Genomic DNA, 17176 nt, shown 5'->3' with positions numbered 1-17176 from the left:
TGACCATGCCGCCGCGGGCCGGGCTCAGCAGCAGCCCAGCCGCGTGACATAATGCCGGGTGACCGCACTCTCCAGCGCCGGGAGCGCCGCGGCGAGGCCGGCGCGATCGGCGATGCCGGCGCGGTAGATGCAGCGCAGCTCGTCATGGACCGCATCGAGATCGACACCCAGCACGCGGCCATGGGCGACGATGCTGCGGCCGTCGACGATCAGCTCGCGGATCTGGCGGCGGGTGGCGCGGGCGAACATCAATTCGAGCGGATCGACCGGCATCAGCGCGTCCTCGTCGAGGGCCGCGCGGTCGAGGACCAGCAGATCGGCTGCCTGCCCTTCCGCGAGCTGGCCACCCGCGGGGGCGCCGAGCGCGATGCGGCCGGTTTCCAGCGCCATGGCGAGCGCGTCGCGCGGACTGAGTTTCTGATCGAAGCCCCAACCGCCATGCAGCGACCAGAGCAGGCGCAGTTCCCGCAGGGCATCGTCATCCTCGTCGAAGGCCTGGCCGTCGATACCGAGCGCGACCTTGCAGCCGCGCGCCGCCATCTCAGCGACCGGCGCGAGGCCGGAGCGCAGCGCCAGGTTGGAGGAGGTGTTGGTGGCGATGACGCAGCCGGCCTCGGCGATCATCTCCAGCTCGTCGGGGCGGGCCCATACGCAATGGGCCAGCGTCAGCCGCGGCGAGAGCAGGCCGATCTCCTTCCAGCGCTTCACCAAGCCACCCGGATAGGTCCGGTCGGCCCAGTCGCGCTGGTATTTCGTCTCGAAGAGATGGGTGGTGACGCGGCGCCCGGTGCGGGCGGAGGCCTCGGCTGTCGCCTCCCAGAGCGCGTCCGAACCCCATTGCGGGCCGTTGGGCGCATATTGCACATCGACCATCGGGCCGGCGATGGCGGCCGCCACCGCATCGACCCGGGCGATCTGCTCGGCGATCGGCAGCATCGGCGCGAGATAGCGCGCCTCGATCTCGGCGCGGGCGACGGGGTCGAGATCGTCCAGCACGGGGGCGTGGTCGCCATAGACCAGCGGGTTCTGGTCGCGCATACCGACGCCGAAGGCGATGCGCACGCCGATGTCGCGGGCGGCGCGGGCCATGGCCGCGGCCTCGCTCGGAAGGTCGGTCAGGCCCATCGGCCGGACATGGTGGATCATCACCGCGCCCTGGCCGCCGAGCGCGGCGCGCCCGAGCGGCGCCAGCGTCGCGAGATAGGGATCGACGGGAGCAAACAGCGCCAGCCGGTGCAGCCAGATTTCGAGCGGCCGGGCGAAGCCGCCGACCGAGCTGGTGCGGATCGGGCGGGCGTGGTCATGGGCGTTGACCAGCGCCGGCAGCACGACGACGTCGTCCGCGGCGCCCGCCGGCGCCTGCCCGAGCGCGGCGATGGTGCCACCCTCGATCGTCAGCGCCGCACCCTGCAGGCTGCGGCGGGCATCGAAGGCGTGGCCGGCGGTGATCTGGCGCAAGAGCGGTCTCCGTCGTGTGAAGCGCCTGCCCCGGCCTCAGGCCGAGGCGACGTCGGTCTTGCGGTGGGCCCAGCCGGTGACGCGCCGCTCGATCAGAGAAAACAGCACGTAGAGCGTGACGCCAAGCCCGGCCAGGACGAAGAGCCCGGCGAAGACGAGCGGCACGTTGAAGCTCGACGAGGCGATCATCATCATGTTGCCGATGCCGCGGTTGGAGGCGACAGTCTCGGCCACCACCGAGCCGACGAAGGCGAGCGTGATCGCGACCTTCAGCGCCGCGAAGAAATAGGGCATGGCGCGCGGCAGGCTGACATTCCAGAGGATGTCGGTCTTCGACGCCTTCAGCGTCTTCATCACGTCTTCCAGCTCGGGCTCGACGGTGGCGATGCCGGTCGCGACGTTCACCACGATCGGGAAGATGCAGATGATCATCGCGGTCAGGATCGCCGGGACCGTGCCGGCGCCGTACCAGAGCACGAAGATCGGCACGACCGCGACCTTGGGGATCGAGGAGAAGCCGACGAGCAGCGGGTAGGCGGTGTCGTAGGCGAGCTTGGACGAGCCGATGAGGATGCCCAGCAGCAGCCCGATCACGACGCCGATGCCGAAGCCGACGATCGTCGTGTAGAGCGTCTGCCAGGTGTGCGGCCAGATCGCCGGCCAGTACTGGATCAGCGCCGCGATGATCTGGGTCGGGCGCGGCAGCAGGATGTCGGAGATGCCCGCCATCAGGCAGAACAGCTCCCAGAACACGAAGACGCCGATGATGAGCGCGGTCGAGGCGCCCTTCTCGCGGATGATCTCACTGACGCGTTCCATCAGAGTCCCTTCCTCACGCCGCGCCGGGCGCGTGGTTGACGATGCCGGTGCCGCCGCGGGCGCCGACGATCATCGCCCGCAGGCGCTGGTTCAGCGCCACGAAATCCGGCTCGAAGGTCATGTCGATGGTGCGCGGCCGCGCCAGCGCGACCGGTGAGTCGTCGAGGATGCGGCCGGGCCTGGCGCTCATCACGCAGATGCGGTCGGCCAGATAGGCGGCTTCCTTGAGGTCGTGCGTGACCAAAAGCACGGTAAGCTTCTTGGAGAGCCAGAGGTCCTGCATGATCGCCCAGAGCTCCTCGCGGGTGAACTGGTCGAGCGCGCCAAAGGGCTCGTCCAGCAGCAGGAGGTCGGGATCGTGGATCAAGGCGCGGCAGAGATTGGCGCGCTGCATCATGCCGCCGGAGAGCTGCCAGGGATATTTGTCGCCGAAGCCGCCGAGGCCGACCTGCGCCAGCAGCGCCTCGACGCGGTCGCGATACTCGCCCTTGCGCTTGGACCGGTAGCCCTGCCGGAAGGGCGGCACGATCTTGAGCGGCAGCATGACGTTGTCGCGGATGTTGAGCCAGGGCAGCAGGGTCGGGTTCTGATAGGCCATGCCGATGCGGATCGGTGTCGCGCCGATCTCGCGGCCGGCGACGAAGACATGGCCCGTCGAGGGTGCCAGCAATTCGCCGACCATCTTGAGAATGGTCGATTTGCCGCAGCCGGAGGGGCCGACGAGGGCCACGAACTCCCCCTCGGCGACCTTGAGCGAGGTCGGCGCCAGCGCCTGCACCGCCTTGGCGCCGCGGCCATAGGTGATCGAGGCCTGCTCGAACTCGATGAAGGTCGTGGCCGGGGCGGTCTCGCCCGGCCGGATATCGGTGAGGATGGCGTTCACGAACCCGCTCCCTTGGCGCTGCCGGCCTGCCCTAGCAAACAGGCGGCCAGCGTCTGATCGGCGTTGCGGATGGTGGGCTTCGGCATGGCCTGGATCGCGGTGACCTGCCGGCCCCAGCCACTCGTCTCGGGGATGAGCTTGCGGTCGCGCTGGACGAAGCGGCCGCGCACCAGCGTGTGGACGGGAATGCCGGTGACGGAGACGCCCTCGAAGGGCGTGATCTTGCCGCGCGAGTGCAGGGCCTCGGCCCGGATCGTCTCGGTCCGGTTCATGTCGACGACGGCGATGTCCGCTTCCGCGCCGGCCTCGATGCGCCCCTTGGCGGGCCAGAGCCCGAAGGCCTTGGCCGGCTTCTCGGCGGAAATCGCGACGTATTGCTCCAGCGTTAGGCGACCCTTCGAGACCTCGTTGAGCATCAGCGGCATCTGCGTCTCGACGCCGGGGAAGCCGCAATCGGCCTGCCAGATCACGTCCTTTGTCTTCTCCTCGACCGTATGGGGGGCGTGGTCGGTCGCGATCATATCGACGACGCCCAATTGCAGTGCCGCCCAGATCGCGTCGGAATCCGAGGCCTCGCGCACCGGCGGGTTGACGCGGATGATCGAGCCGAGCCGCGCATAGTCGCGTGAGTCGAGCAGGAGATAGCAGGGGCAGGTCTCGCCGGTGATCTCGACGCCGCGCGCCTTGGCCTCGGCGAGTGGCCGCAGCTCGGCTGCCGACGAAATGTGCAGGATGTGGATGCGCGCGCCGGTCCATTCCGCCAGCTCCGCCGCGCGGCTGACGGCTTCTGCGGCGACGATGGCCGGACGCGCCGCGATATGGGCGAGCGGGTCGTTGCGCCCGGCCTCCATCAGGCGCTTCTGGCGCCAGGCCATGATCGAGGCGGTCTCGGCATGGAGCGAGATGCGCAGGCCCGAGGGCGCGATGATCTCGAAGCCCTCCAGCATCGCCCCCGTGGAAGGCGAGGGCAGATTGCCGAAGGTGTTGCCCATGAAGCATTTGAAGGCGTTGACGCCGCCCTCGATCAGGCCCTGGAGCTCGTCGATGTTGTCCTCCGCCAGCAGGCCGTAGATGCCGTAATCGACATGGGCCTTGGCGGCGGCCTCCTGCTTCTGGCGCAGTTCCTTGACCGAGCGCGTCGGCGGATTGGTGTTGGGCATCTCGAAGACGGTGGTGGTGCCGCCCATCGCGGCCGCGGCGCTGCCCGTGCGCCAGTCTTCCTTATGGGTGTAGCCGGGCTCGCGGAAATGCACATGGACGTCGATGGCGCCGGGCAGCAGGAACTGGCCGGACACATCGACCGTCTCGCGCGCTGCCGGCATCGCGGCAGGCGCGCCGACCAGCACGATCAGCCCGTCCTTGATCGCGACATCGGCAGGGTAGCGTGTCTGGCCGGTGACGACGGTGCCGCCCGCGAGGACGAGATCGGCGATGAAGGGTGTCTCGGTCACGGCTTCGCTCACAGCATGGCCCAGCCGCCATCGACCGGCAGGTCGACGCCGGTGATCTGGCGGGAGACGTCGGAGGCGAGGAAGAGGCAGGCATTGGCCACGTCCTCATCGGTCGAGACGCGTTTCAGCGCGTAGTCCGCCGCGTGCTTCTCGAAGGCGGCCTCCTCCGAGATGCCGAGACGCCTGGCCATCTCCGGCACGACCTTGCCGCGGAAGCGCGGCCCGTCGACCATGCCGGGCGCGACGCAGTTGACGTTGATGCCGTAGGGTCCGGCCTCGAGTGCGAAACTCTTGGTGATGCCGCGCAGGCCCCATTTCGAGGCCGAATAGGCCATGCGCCCGGCCCGCCCGCGCATGCCGAAGGTGCCGCCGACATTGACGATCTTGCCGCCTTTCTGCGCGATCATCGCCGGCAGGCAGGCGCGCATGGTGTTGAAGCAGCCGCGCATGTTGAGATCGACGATCTCGTCGAACTCCTCCTCCGTCGTCTCCCAGCCGGTCTTGCCGATCGGGCCCGAGCCGCCAGCGACATTGACGAGGATGTCGATGCGCCCGCCGAAGGCGTTCTTGGCCGCGCGCACCGCGTCGTCGCACTCACGGCCCTTGGTGATGTCGCAGGGCATGACGATGGCCTCGGCGCCGGCGGCTTGGATCTCGGTGGCGACCGTCTCGATCGCCGCAATGTCGCGGCCGATCAGAACGAGCCTGCAGCCCTCGGCGGCGAAGGCCCTGGTGACGGCGGCGCCCATGCCCTTGGCCGGGCCGGTGATGACCGCGACGCGGCCGGTGAGGTTCAGATCCATCGTCAATCTCTTGTTCTTGTCTTCGCGTAGGCCACCCTGAGCCCTCATCCTGAGGAGGCCCGCAGGGCCGTCTCGAAGGATACTCCAGATGTGTCCGGAGCTGGCTGGAGCATCCTTCGAGACGCGGCCTTCGGCCGCTCCTCAGGATGAGGGCTGAAGGAGGAGGCAGAAGGGCTTCACCCCAGCTTGGTGACGCGCTCGGCCAAAGGCGGGAGGAAGGCGCGGCTGAAGACCTCTTCGGGCGCCGGCAGGCGCGGCAGGCCGTCGGCCTCGACGACGATCGCGATCGACTTCTTGAAGCGGGCGTCGTCGATGTCGCCGATGCCGATGGTCGCCACCTCGGGATGGCTCATCTCGGAGGCGAGCGTCGCGACCAGGCGCTCCTTCTCGACGACCTTGTTGATCAGCGGCTCGCGCTTGGCGACGGCCTCGATCGCGGCGTCGTTGTCCTTCAGCGTGTCCTTGAGGCCCCGGTTGATCGCGCGCAGCAGACCTTTCAGCGCATTGGGGTTCTCGGTCGCGAGCTTGCGCGAGGCGATCATGGCGTTGGAGTAGAGGTCCATGCCGAAATCGCCGAAATTGATGAAGCGAAAGTCCTTGGCGGGGTCGATGCCGACGAGCTTGGCCGAGAAGGCGATGGTGTTGACGAAGCCGAAGACGCCGTCGACCTGGCCGCGCTGCAGCATCTGCTCGCGCAGGTTCGGCTGCATGTTGGTGATGTTGACCTTCGTGGCGTCGATACCGGCGAGCTTGGCGAAGGCGGGAAACAGCTTCAGCGCGCCATCATTGGCGGGGCCGCCGATGGTGCGGCCTTCGAGATCCTTGGGCGTCTTGATCGGCCCGTCGGCCTTGACCGCGATGGTGAAGGGCGGACGGTTGTAGAGGGCCGAGATGGCGAGCGGCGTGGCGGCGCCGGGCTGGCTCCTGGCGACGAGCTGGATCAGCGCGTTGATATCCCCGAAGCCGATGTCATAGGAGCCGGAGGCGACCGCCCCGACCGCGGCGCCTGAGCCGTTGCCCTGGTCCATGACGATCTCGAGCCCTTCCTCCCGGAAATAGCCGCGGTCATCGGCCAGGAAAAACCAGCCCTGCGGGCCTTGGTAGCGCCAGTTTAGGATCATCTTCAGGCGCGTGGGGGCCTGCGCCAGCGCCGGCCGCGGCAGAGCGGAGGCCAGTGCGGCGGCGCCCGCGGCGAGGGTGAAACGGCGTCGGCTGATCGCGTGCGTCATGCGAACTCTCCCATCGCGGCCCTGGTGCCGCGGCCATGGGAGAAACCTAGGACGGCTTGACCGATGCCGTCTTGTGCTGACTTCTTGCATGATCTGTTCGCAAAACGCATCGCTCGAAGGGCCGCGCCATGAGGCATCTGCGCCTGTTGAACTATATCGACGAGGTCGCCCGCGTCGGCTCGATCCGCAAGGCGGCGGAGCGGCTCAACATCACCGCCTCGGCGCTGAACCGGCGCGTGCAGGACGTCGAGGACGAGCTCGGCACCAAGATCTTCGAGCGGCTGCCGCGCGGGGTGCGGCTGAATGCGGCGGGCGAATTGCTGATCCGGCATATCCGCAGCCAGCTCGCAGATATGGGCCGGGTGCGCTCGCAGATCGAGGACCTCTCGGGATTCCGGCGCGGTACGGTGGCGATCGCCTGCAGCCACGCGCTGGCGCATGATTTCCTGCCGGTCGAGATCGCCGCCTATCGCAGCGCGTTTCCCCTCGTCGAATTCGACGTGCGCGTCGCCAGCCATGGCGAGGCCCTGCGGGCGCTGGCGGGTTACGAGGTCGATCTCGCCCTGATCTTCCGGCTCGACACCAGCATCGGCTTCCAGATCATCGCGTCGGCCGAGCAGCGCCTCGTCGCGATTATGCGACAGGATCATCCGCTCGCGAAGGAGGGCAGCATCCGCCTGCGGGAGTGCAGCGGCTTTCCCCTGGCGCTGCCCGACCGCAGCTATGGCGGGCGTCAGCTGCTCGACCAGGCCGTCGCCCGCAGCTCGTTCAAGCTCGTGCCGGTGATCGAATCGAACTCCTTCGAGTTCCTGCGCAACTATGTGCGGCTGGAGGACGCCATCACCTTCCAGATCGAGATCGGCGCGCCGGCCAGCCTGAAACAGCGCGACGGGCTGATCTCGCGCCCGATCGACGAGCGCGACATCCAGCCGGCCCGCTTCGCGATGGGCCAGCTCCATGGTCGGCCTTTGCCCGTGGCTGCCGCGAAATTCGCAGAACAGCTGGCAGCGCGGCTGGAGACGGGCCGGTCTAGAGCCATTTCGGAACGGTGACGCGCTCGAAGGCGATGAGCCCGTCGATCAGCCGGGCCGGATCGGGGTCCACCACGATGCCCTGCCGGTGGGCCGCGGGCAGGAAGCCCTGTGCGATCATGTGGTCGATGAAGCCCATGAAGGGCTGGTAGTAGCCGGCGATGTCGAAGAGGCCGGCCGGCTTGTCGAGATCGCCGAGCTGGTTCAGCGTCCAGGCCTCCATGAACTCCTCGAGCGTGCCGATGCCGCCGGGCATGGCGATGAAGCCGTCGGCGAGCTCCGCCATCCGCTCCTTGCGGGCGCGCATGCCGTCGACGATCTCGTGCCGCGTCAGCCCCTCGTGGAGATGGCCGAGACCGGCGAGGCGGCGGGTGATGACGCCGTGGACCGCCCCGCCCTGCGCGAGCACGGCATCGGCGACGACGCCCATCAACCCCTTATGCGTGCCGCCATAGACCAGCGTCATGCCCCGCCGGCCGATCTCGGAGCCGAGCCGCGCCGCGCCCTCGCGATAGGCCTCGCCCAGCCCGGTGTTCGAGCCGCAGAACAGGGCGATGGCTTTCAGATCTCTCGACATCGGCAGGGCCTCCTCGCATCGGGCGGACGGGACTGGCCCATGAAGGCAGTTGGCTCGGGAACGCAAGCGGGCGCAGCCGCGGGGCGCGTTATTTGCACTCGACAGCGTCTCCGGCCGCGGACCATCCTATGGCGGCGCCCCGCGAGAACGATCATGACCCATCACCTGAAAGCTTCGCCCGAAACCTGCCATTGGGGCTATTTCGACGCGCGCGTGCCGCCAGCGCTGACCATCGCCAGCGGCGAGAGCGTCACGATCGAGTCCGTCAGCGGCACGGTCGAGACGCTGCCGCCGGCGGGCTTCCATGTGCCGCCCGAGCTGCACGCGATCCATGCGGCGCAGAAGGGTCCGCCCTTCGGCCCGCATATCCTGACCGGCGCGGTCGCGGTCGAGGGCGCCTGGCCGGGCGACGTTCTGCAGATCGACATCGAGGCCGTCTCGCTGCGGCAGGACTGGGGCTACAACCTCAACCGCCCGCTCGCCGGCACGCTGCCGGACGATTTCCCGCATTTCCACATGATGAACATCCCGCTCGACAAGGCGCGGATGGTCGGCACCCTGCCTTGGGGGCTGGAGCTGCCGCTGTCACCGTTTTTCGGCGTGATGGGCGTGGCGCCGCCGCTGGAATGGGGGCGCTGCACCTCGATCATCCCGCGTGCCTTCGGCGGCAATCTCGACAACAAGGAGCTGGTCGCCGGCACGACGCTTTACCTACCGATCTTCGTGCCGGGCGCGCTGTTTTCGGTCGGCGACGGCCATGGCGTGCAGGGCGATGGTGAGGTCAACGTCACCGCGATCGAGACGGCGCTGTCGGGCACCTTCCGCCTGACGGTGCGCAAGGATCTGACGTTCACCTATCCGCGGGCCGAAACGGCCACTCACATCATCACCTGCGGCATGGACCCCGATCTCGACCGCTGCGCCGAGAAGGCGCTGCGCGACATGATCGTGCTGATCGTCGAACGCACCGGCATCACCCGCGAGCAGGCCTATGCGCTCTGCTCCATGGCCGCCGACCTGCGCGTCACCCAGACGGTGAACCAGCACAAGGGCGTGCACTGCATGCTCCGCAAGAGCCTGCTCGAGCGGCGCTGACCTCCAGAACGACAACAGCCCCGCCCGGAGGGCGAGGCTGTGATTCGCGATCCTCGGTGCCGGCTCGCCGTGAGCGAACCGGCCGGGATGGCCGACCGGCGGCGCTCAGGCCTTGGCGCGCGGCGTACGCTTGGGCTTGGCGGCGGCGGCGGTCGTCGCAGCTGCCTTGCGGCCCAGCCCCATCGACTTGGCGAGCGCCGAGCGCGCCTCGGCATAGGCCGGCGCAACCATCGGATAATCGGCCGGCAGCCCCCACTTGGCGCGGTACTGCTCAGGGGTGAGATCGTATTTGCTGCTGAGGTGACGCTTCAAGGATTTGAAGGACTTGCCGTCTTCCAGGCAGATGATCGCCTCCGGCGTGACCGACTTGCGGATCGGCACGGCCGGGACGAGCGGCGCGGCCGGCGGAGGCTCCGGCTCGCCGCCCAGCTTGGCAAGTGACGCATGGACACTCGCGATCAGTTCGGCAAGGTCGCCGCGCGGGACATTATTGCGGGCGACATAGGCTGAGACGATCGAGGTCGTCAGATCGAGCAGCTCTTCGTTATTATCTGCCATGGGGCGCTCCGATCGAAGGTAGAGGGTGGAAATGCTGTGAGAACAGATTCGCCCATAGGACGAAGACAACAAATTGTCTATCCGGGATAGGACGAAATCTAACCGAAAAGGTTGCCAAGGCCCTTCCGTGTCGCGAGAAAGTTGGGGATATGCACGCGCTGCGTGCATATCCCCTCGCCTGCGGCGGGCTCCTGCGCGCTCAGAACAGGAAGTCGTCGATATCGCCTTCGGCCGGGGCGGCGACGGTCACCGACGCCGTCGCTCCGGCCGCCGCGGGCAGCAGCGCGGCGACGATCGCTTGATGGATCGTGCGCTCGCCGACCATCGTGTAGTTCGGCCAGACCTGACCGTCGATGAGGTCCCGCACCGCCGCGGCCGCAGCGGGATCGTCCGGCATCTGCGCCGCTTCGCAGGAGCGCTCGAGCTCGGCCGCCCCGGAGGCGATCAGGTCGCTCATCGCCCCGGCGTTCGAGAAGGACAGGCGCGCCTGGGCGACGACCGCAGCGAAGCCCCCACCCTCCCGGGTGAGTTGCTCGAGGGCGGAGCCCAGCCGGTCGCCGGCTCCGCGCATGGCTGCGAGCGAGGCACCCATCGCGTCGTTCAACGCGGCGAAATGGGCCGCGTCCAGCCCCCCGCCCTGCTTCAGCCCGCCCGAGGCCTGCTGCATCTTCGCGAAGGTCGGCGTGAGTTGCGCGGCATCGCCGGCGACCTGGTCGGCCGCGATCTTGAGCTCCTGCGCGATGACGACGAGGCTGCGCCCGCCGGTGCCGATCCGGGCCGCCCGGAGACCGGCGTTCATGCCGATCAGAACGATGCTGGAAACCGTCCCGGCGAGCGCCGCCACGGTCTGCTGGCAGGTTTCCAGGACCGTCGAGAGGGCCGCCGTGACGCGGTCCACCCCGGCGCGCGCGCGATCGCATTTGGCCAGCAGATCGGAAGCCTCGGCCAGATCCGCCTCCAGATCGGCCAGGAACGAACCGGACTTGCCGCCGTCGCCCTGGTAGAGCGAGCGCACCAGATCGAGCAGGCTGGCGGTGTCGCCGGCCAGCAGGGCGAGCGCGGCCTCGATCGAATTGGCATCCTCGGCGAGGGTCTGCGCGCTCTCCTGGAGCTGGGCGGCCTCGAGGCGACGCAGCACGATGTCCGCGCCCCGGCGCGCCGCGGCGTCGAGGGCGGCGCCGGGCCCCGTACCCGAACCGACCACTGAGAGCAGGCGCAGCGCCTTGATGGCATGCTCGAGCTGCTGGCGGATGCTGTCGCCCGATTGCAGGGCGATGATGGCGCCACCCGCCGCCATCGCGATCTTGCCCGAATGCGTCGCGGCATCGCTCGTCAGCACCACGCCGCGCTGCTGGCGCGCGCCCACCTCGGCCAGGGTCTGCTCGAGCTTGTCGGCCAGGCCCGACAGCGCGAGACCGTACTGCCCCTCGAAATCGCGCTGCGCCTCCAGCGCCGAGCCGAGCAGCACGCTCAGATGATCGTGATCGCGGGCGCAGCTCTGGATCGTCCGCTGGGCCTGGGTCGTCAGCGCGACGATCTCGCTGGTGAAGTCGCCGAAGTCGCGGCCGGCGGCCTGCACCGAAACGGCCTCGATGCGGGCGCTGCGGGCCAGAATCGTGATCAGCCGCATGTGCTCGAGCAGGCGCTCGAGTGCCTGGGACGCGTCCTTGCTGTGAAGCGCGAGTTCCTGCAGCACGCCGGTCTCGCGGCGCAGCCCGTCATTGATGGCGCGCAGCTCGCCGGCGAGGGTGGACAGCGTCGCGCCGGCCTGGGCGATATCGTCGCCCGCCAGTTCGGCCGACAGGGTCGAGAGGCGCTCCTTGAGGCCCTCGAAAAGGCTCAGGCCCTCGCCGAGTTGCCCGCCCGCCCGGGCGAAGGTGACGTCGATCTCGCGCGCCGTGCCCTCGAGCGCGTGGATGATCCGCGGCAGGGCGGTCTCGTGCGCCGTCATCGTCATGCCCCCGCCACCACGCAACTCCGACGCCACACGCATGACAATCCCCTCAACCCGGCCCGCCCGAGGCCTGCGGCCAGGCCATGATCTCCTGCGGTACACGAGAGAGCTTGACGATCCGTTCCGCCGCGCCGAGGTCGATGGCCTCCTTCGGCATGCCGAAGACGACGCAGCTCTCGGCATCCTGCGCCAGCGTCCGGGCGCCGGCCTTGCGCATCTCCAGCAACCCGCGTGCGCCATCGTCGCCCATGCCGGTCATGATGAGGCCCAGCGCATTGGCGCCGGCATATTGCGCGGCGGAGCGGAACAGCACGTCGACGGAGGGGCGGTGGCGCGAGACATGGGGCCCGTCCTTGATCGCGACGCGATAGCCCTGGCCGACGCGCTGGAGCAGCATGTGACGGTTGCCAGGCGCGATCAGGACCCGGCCGGTCGAGACCTCGTCGCCATCCTCCGCCTCCTTGATCTCCATCGCGCAGAGGCCGTTCAGACGGCGCGCGAAGGCAAGCGTGAACTTCTCCGGCATGTGCTGGACGACGGCGATGCCCGGGCAGTTGGCGGGCAGCTGCTCCAGCACCTCGCGCAGCGTCTCGGTGCCGCCGGTGGAGATGCCGATGCAGACGATCTTCTCGGTCGAATGCCGGACCCGGCCGAGCACCGGCGGCGGCAGGATGGCGTCGGCGGTGAGCTTCTTCTCGACCTGCATGCGGGGTTCCCGCGGGCGCAGCTTGGCCTGGGCGGCCGCGCGCACCGCATGGCGCAGGCGGTCGGCCGTCTCCATCAGAGCTGCGCGGGTGTCGATCCGCGGCTTGGGCAGCACGTCGACCGCGCCGGCCTCGAGCGCGTCGAACAGGGCGCGCGAGCCCGCCTCGGTCAGGGTCGAGCAGATGATCACCGGGATCGGTCGCTGCGCCATGATCTTGCGCAGGAAGGTCAGCCCATCCATCCCCGGCATTTCGATGTCGAGGATCATGACGTCGGGCAGTTCGGTCTGCAGCCGTCGGGCGGCGGCGAAGGCGTCGGCCGCCGTGCCCATCACCTCGATGCCTGGATCCTCGGTGAGAATCGTGGTGAGGACCTGCCGAACCGAGGCGGAATCGTCGACGATGAGGACACGGATCGGTTTGCGCGTCATGCGGCGGACCTCGTTCCGGCGACCGCCTCGGTCTGATAGACCGTCGGGACCACCTGGCGCAGCGGGCCGACCCCACTGCCGGCCATGGATTCGGAATGGCCCAGCATCAGGTAGCCGCCGGGGCGAAGATGCGAGGCGAGACGGTTCAGCACCGCCTGCTGCGTCGGCTTGTCGAAATAGATCAGAACGTTGCGGCAGAAGATGACGTCGACGTCGCGGTCGAAGGGGTAGGATTCGTCCATCAGGTTGAGGCGCTCGAAATGCACGGTGCGCCGCAGTTCCGGCGCGACCCGCACGACGTCCTCGCGCGGGTCGCGCGAGCGCATCAGGTAGCGCTGCTGCATCGCCGCCGGCACCGGCGCGACGAAGGCGCGCGGATAGATCGCGGTGCGGGCCTCGCGCAGCACCTCGGTCGAGATGTCGGTTCCCAGGATCGAGAAGCGCGCGACCTTCCCCGCCGCGACGAGATCCTGCAGCACCATCGCCGCGGTATAGGCCTCGGCTCCCGTCGAGGAGGCCGCGCTCCAGACCTTGAGCTGGGGCGGCCGGCCGCCATGGCGGGCAGCGAGATGCGGCACGGCGACGTCGCGCAGGAACTCGAAATGGCTCGGTTCGCGGAAGAAGTCGGTCTTGTTCGTGGTGACGCAGTCGATCAGGTGGACGGTCTCCGCCTCCAGGCCGCCCTGGTCGAAGAGATGCGCGCCATAGGCGTTCAGACCGGCCAGGCGCAGAGCCCGCACGCGCTTGCGCAGGCGGCCCTCGACCATGGTCCGCTTCGTCTGGGGCAGCTTGATGCCGACACGGGACTCGATGAACTTCGCGATCGCGTTGAAATGCTTGTCCGAGAGGTGATCATAGGATTCCGGGGCCTGCTGCTTGCTCACGTCACGCGGCCCTTTCTGGTGCCATGGCCGGGAGCTGGGGCAGCTCGTCCGCCTCCATCAGCCGCTCGAGGTCGAAGACCACGATGAAGGATTCGCCCTTGCGGCCGATGCCGGCGATGTAGTTCGACTGCCAGCGGCCCCCCACATCGGGCGCCGCCTCGGTGTGGTCGTCGTCGAGGCCGGTGACCTCGAAAACCCGGTCGGCGACGAAGCCGACGCCCATCGTGCGGCCCTTGACCGGCACGTCCAGGATGATGATCCGGGTCGCGTCGGTGGGCTCGGCGCGGGGCAGCCCGAGCTTGGTGCGCAGGTCGACGATCGGATAGCCGGCGCCGCGGACGTCGATCATGCCGAGCAGGAAATTCGGCGCATGCGGCAGCTTGGAGATCGGCCGCATGTCGAGGATTTCCCGGACATTGCGGATGTCGATGCCGAACAGTTCCCTGTCGATGCCGAGCGTCAGATATTGGGCGGTATCAGCCATGGCGACCTCGCGATGAAAGCTTGAGGTGGCGGCCGGCCCCGGTCGTCCCGGAGCCGGCCGCCTCGTGTCAGTTGCGGTGGAAAGCGGCGTCGTCCTGGTCCTCGCCACCGGCGAGATCGAAGGAGAAGCCGCCATTGGCGATCTTGCGGGCCGGCTTGGCAGCGGGCGCCTTCTTCGGCTGCATCGCGGCGGCCATGGTCGCCGCCTTGCCGCGCAGCTGCTTGACCGCCTTGGCGACGGGCTCGGCGGCCATGGCCGTGCGCTCGTCGAGCCGGAAGAAGGCGATGGTGGTCTGGAGCTGCTCGGCCTGGCCGGCGAGTTCCTCGGAGGTTGCGGAGACCTCCTCGGAAGCCGCGGCGTTCTGCTGGGTGACCTTGTCGAGCTGCTGGATCGCCTGGTTGATCTGCGTGGAGCCGACATCCTGCTCGCGGCAGGCGGCGGTGATCTCCTCGACCAGCTCGGCGGTCTTCTTGATGTCGGGCACGAGCTTGGCCAGCATTGAGCCGGCTTCCTGCGCCACCTTCACCGTGTCGACCGAGAGCGTGCCGATCTCGGCAGCCGCCGCCTGGCTGCGTTCGGCGAGCTTGCGCACTTCGGAGGCCACCACCGCGAAGCCCTTGCCGTGCTCGCCGGCGCGGGCCGCTTCGACCGCCGCGTTGAGCGCCAGCAGATCGGTCTGGCGGGCGATCTCCTGCACGATGTTGATCTTCTGCGCGATGGTCTGCATCGCCTCCACCGCCTTGCCGACAGCCACGCCCGAGGCTTCGGCATCGCGCGAGGACTGGGCCGCCATCTTCTCCGTGGTCGCGGCGTTCTCGGCGTTCTGCTTCACGTTGGCGGCCATCTCCTCCATCGAAGAGGAGGCCTCCTCGGTCGACGAGGCCTGCTCGGTCGAGCCCTGCGAGAGCTGCTCGGCGCTGGCCGAGAGTTCCTGCGAGCCGGCCGACATGTTCTCGGCGGCGCCGCTGACCTGGGCCACCACTTCGCGCAGCTTGGTGACCATGTTCTCCAGCGCGATGCCGAGCGTGTCCTTCTCGGACAGCGGCCTGGCCTCGATCGTGAGGTCGCCGGAGGCGATCGAATCCGCCACTGCAGCGGTGGCGTTGAGATTGGCGGTCATGGTGTTGAGCGCAGTGACGAGATCGCCGATCTCGTCATTGCTCTTGACGACGATCGTCTGGCTGAGATCGCCGATGGCGACGGCATTGGCGAGGCCGACGGCGCTGGCCAGGCCGCGGCTGATGCTGAGCGCGATCCAGGTGGCGGCGACGACGGCGATCAGCAGCGAAGCGGCGACAATCGAGAGCAGCAGCGTCTTGGCGAAGGAGGCGGCCTCGGCCGCCGTGTCGGCGGCCTGACCGGCCGCCTTCTCGACGTGATGAGCGTAGTCCTCGAGCGTCTTGGTCAATGCGCTGGCGGCATCGCGACCCGTGGTCAACGACGCGGTCGTCGCCTTGATGGTGCCGGCTTCGGCAGCGATCGCGACCGTCTTGAGCACGGAGACGATGCCCTTGTCGAAGGCGGCGACCATCGCCGTGGTGGGGATGTCGAAGGCGGCGAGGTCGGCCGCGGACTTGGCGAGCCGCGCGCGGACCTGGGCGGCCTGCTGCTGGATGTCGACGTTGAGCTTCTCGATCTCGGCGACGCTCGCCATGTTGAAGGACAGGGCGGCGGTCCGCGTCATGCGGATCCATTCGAGCCGCGCCTCCTGGAACCCCATGGCGGCGCGCAGCATCTCGGCGGAAGCGTCGGGACGCGCCACCTGCGCGATCACCGGGTTGGTGGTAGCGGTGACGCCCTGGATCAGCGGGATCGTCTCGGACAGCCAGGCCTGGGTCGCGCGGTTGTTGGAGTTGAGCTTTGCGAAGCCAAGCGTCTCGTCCTGTGCGCTCGCGAAGCGATTGGCCTTGCCGATGATGTCCGCGATGCGGCGCTTGCCTTCTTCATCGGCGATCTGCGCCAGTTCATCCTTGCGCTTCATCGCGCTCTGCCGCAGCTCGACGGCCGTCGCGATAAAGCCCGCGATGTCCTTGTCGTCGGCGGCCATCACGGCGTTTTTCTCGGCACGAACCGAGTTGCTGACCTGTTCGGCGATGTCGCCCAGCGCGTTGAGGCGCTGCGTCCAGGTGACCAGCTCCTGCTGGGTCTCCGTCATGTTCGACAGCTTCACATAGGCCAGGCCCCCTGCCGCCATGGAGAGGGCGATGACGACGCCGAAGGTGGCGGCGAGCTTGGCTTTGATGGTCAGGCGCATGGCGAAGAACTCACAGGTTGGTTGGGGTGCTGTCCGAACTGGCAGGCCCGGCATGGTTCGGGAGCCTCCGCCGGGGCGGAGGCTCCCCTGTCGTGATCAGGAGGCGCGGCTGAAGGCGGCGTCATGCTCGTCGCCGGCTTCGTCGAGGGCGAAGTCGAAGCCGCCCTTCGAGCCCTTGGCGGAGCGGGAGGGCGTCGCCGCGGCCTTGCGGGGCGCGGACGCGGACTTCATCTGCTTGGCCTTGGCCCGGAGCTGGCCGACGGCGCGGTCGGTCGCCGCAGCGCCGCCATCCGTCTTGAAGAAGGCGATGGTCGACTGCAGCTGCTCGGCCTGGGCGGCGAGTTCCTCGGAAGTCGCGGAGACCTCCTCGGAAGCCGCGGCGTTCTGCTGGGTGACCTTGTCGAGTTGCTGGATCGCCTGGTTGATCTGGGTCGAGCCCACGTCCTGCTCGCGGCAGGCGGCGGTGATCTCCTCGACCAGCTCGGCGGTCTTCTTGATGTCGGGCACGAGCTTGGCCAGCATTGAGCCGGCTTCCTGCGCCACCTTCACCGTGTCGACCGA

Annotated in this window: 15 protein-coding genes and 1 pseudogene; 2 read left to right on the top strand and 14 right to left on the bottom strand. The window is 68.6% G+C overall.

All coding sequences use genetic code 11. From position 1 onward, the window contains the following. Positions 1 to 24: 24 nt before the first annotated feature. The 6 genes from Q8M82_RS02765 to Q8M82_RS02740 form a co-directional block, all read right to left on the bottom strand. Positions 25 to 1458 carry an amidohydrolase family protein gene (locus Q8M82_RS02765; RefSeq protein ID WP_305689853.1) on the bottom strand — a complete coding sequence of 478 codons (1434 nt, stop codon included), beginning with the start codon at positions 1456 to 1458 and terminating at the stop codon, positions 25 to 27. 36 nt (positions 1459 to 1494) lie between these two features. Continuing rightward, positions 1495 to 2277 carry an ABC transporter permease gene (locus Q8M82_RS02760; RefSeq protein ID WP_305689852.1) on the bottom strand — a complete coding sequence of 261 codons (783 nt, stop codon included), beginning with the start codon at positions 2275 to 2277 and terminating at the stop codon, positions 1495 to 1497. A gap of 13 nt (positions 2278 to 2290) precedes the next feature. Then, positions 2291 to 3160, bottom strand: a complete 870-nt coding sequence (locus tag Q8M82_RS02755) for an ABC transporter ATP-binding protein (RefSeq protein WP_371126210.1) — start codon at positions 3158 to 3160, stop codon at positions 2291 to 2293. Next, entirely contained in the window at positions 3157 to 4611 is a 1455-nt protein-coding gene (locus Q8M82_RS02750) for a dihydroorotase (RefSeq protein ID WP_305689851.1), read from the bottom strand. Before Q8M82_RS02750 ends, Q8M82_RS02755 begins: the two co-directional genes overlap by 4 nt. Before the next feature lie 8 nt (positions 4612 to 4619). Continuing rightward, complete coding sequence (locus tag Q8M82_RS02745; RefSeq protein WP_305689850.1) at positions 4620 to 5414, bottom strand: SDR family NAD(P)-dependent oxidoreductase; 795 nt, start codon at positions 5412 to 5414, stop codon at positions 4620 to 4622. 176 nt (positions 5415 to 5590) lie between these two features. Further along, positions 5591 to 6643: an ABC transporter substrate-binding protein gene (locus Q8M82_RS02740; protein ID WP_305689849.1), complete on the bottom strand. Its 1053-nt coding sequence runs from the start codon at positions 6641 to 6643 to the stop codon at positions 5591 to 5593. Positions 6644 to 6771: 128 nt separating this feature from the next. Here Q8M82_RS02740 and Q8M82_RS02735 point away from each other — a divergent pair, with 128 nt between their 5' ends. After that, complete coding sequence (locus Q8M82_RS02735; protein ID WP_305689848.1) at positions 6772 to 7695, top strand: LysR family transcriptional regulator; 924 nt, start codon at positions 6772 to 6774, stop codon at positions 7693 to 7695. Here Q8M82_RS02735 and Q8M82_RS02730 read toward each other — a convergent pair. After that, positions 7673 to 8251, bottom strand: a complete 579-nt coding sequence (locus Q8M82_RS02730; RefSeq protein WP_305689847.1) for an LOG family protein — start codon at positions 8249 to 8251, stop codon at positions 7673 to 7675. The genes Q8M82_RS02735 and Q8M82_RS02730 overlap by 23 nt on opposite strands. A gap of 153 nt (positions 8252 to 8404) precedes the next feature. Between Q8M82_RS02730 and Q8M82_RS02725 the strand changes: the two genes are divergently transcribed. Further along, positions 8405 to 9346, top strand: a complete 942-nt coding sequence (locus Q8M82_RS02725) for an acetamidase/formamidase family protein (protein ID WP_305689846.1) — start codon at positions 8405 to 8407, stop codon at positions 9344 to 9346. Positions 9347 to 9451: 105 nt separating this feature from the next. Here Q8M82_RS02725 and Q8M82_RS02720 read toward each other — a convergent pair whose 3' ends face one another. The 7 genes and pseudogenes from Q8M82_RS02720 to Q8M82_RS02690 form a co-directional block, all read right to left on the bottom strand. Then, a complete protein-coding gene (locus Q8M82_RS02720; protein ID WP_305689845.1) occupies positions 9452 to 9904 on the bottom strand; it encodes a Ros/MucR family transcriptional regulator in 453 nt (150 codons plus the stop codon). A gap of 199 nt (positions 9905 to 10103) precedes the next feature. Next, complete coding sequence (locus Q8M82_RS02715; protein WP_305689844.1) at positions 10104 to 11897, bottom strand: coiled-coil domain-containing protein; 1794 nt, start codon at positions 11895 to 11897, stop codon at positions 10104 to 10106. Between the two features lie 10 nt (positions 11898 to 11907). Next, positions 11908 to 12993, bottom strand: coding sequence for a protein-glutamate methylesterase/protein-glutamine glutaminase (locus Q8M82_RS02710; protein ID WP_305689843.1), 1086 nt, complete (start codon positions 12991 to 12993; stop codon positions 11908 to 11910). Continuing rightward, positions 12990 to 13877 (bottom strand): CheR family methyltransferase, encoded by an 888-nt coding sequence (locus Q8M82_RS02705; RefSeq protein ID WP_305689842.1) that lies wholly within the window; start codon positions 13875 to 13877, stop codon positions 12990 to 12992. Before Q8M82_RS02705 ends, Q8M82_RS02710 begins: the two co-directional genes overlap by 4 nt. Before the next feature lies 1 nt (position 13878). Next, positions 13879 to 14361, bottom strand: a complete 483-nt coding sequence (locus Q8M82_RS02700; protein ID WP_305689841.1) for a chemotaxis protein CheW — start codon at positions 14359 to 14361, stop codon at positions 13879 to 13881. 67 nt (positions 14362 to 14428) lie between these two features. Next, positions 14429 to 16615, bottom strand: coding sequence for a HAMP domain-containing methyl-accepting chemotaxis protein (locus tag Q8M82_RS02695; RefSeq protein WP_305689840.1), 2187 nt, complete (start codon positions 16613 to 16615; stop codon positions 14429 to 14431). A 96-nt stretch (positions 16616 to 16711) separates the two neighbouring features. Next, positions 16712 to 17176 (bottom strand): annotated as a pseudogene (locus Q8M82_RS02690) (methyl-accepting chemotaxis protein); the annotation flags it as partial.

The organism is Allobosea sp., assembly GCF_030694325.1.
Lineage (GTDB): Bacteria > Pseudomonadota > Alphaproteobacteria > Rhizobiales > Beijerinckiaceae > Allobosea.
This window is presented reverse-complemented; position numbering and strand designations above follow the sequence as displayed.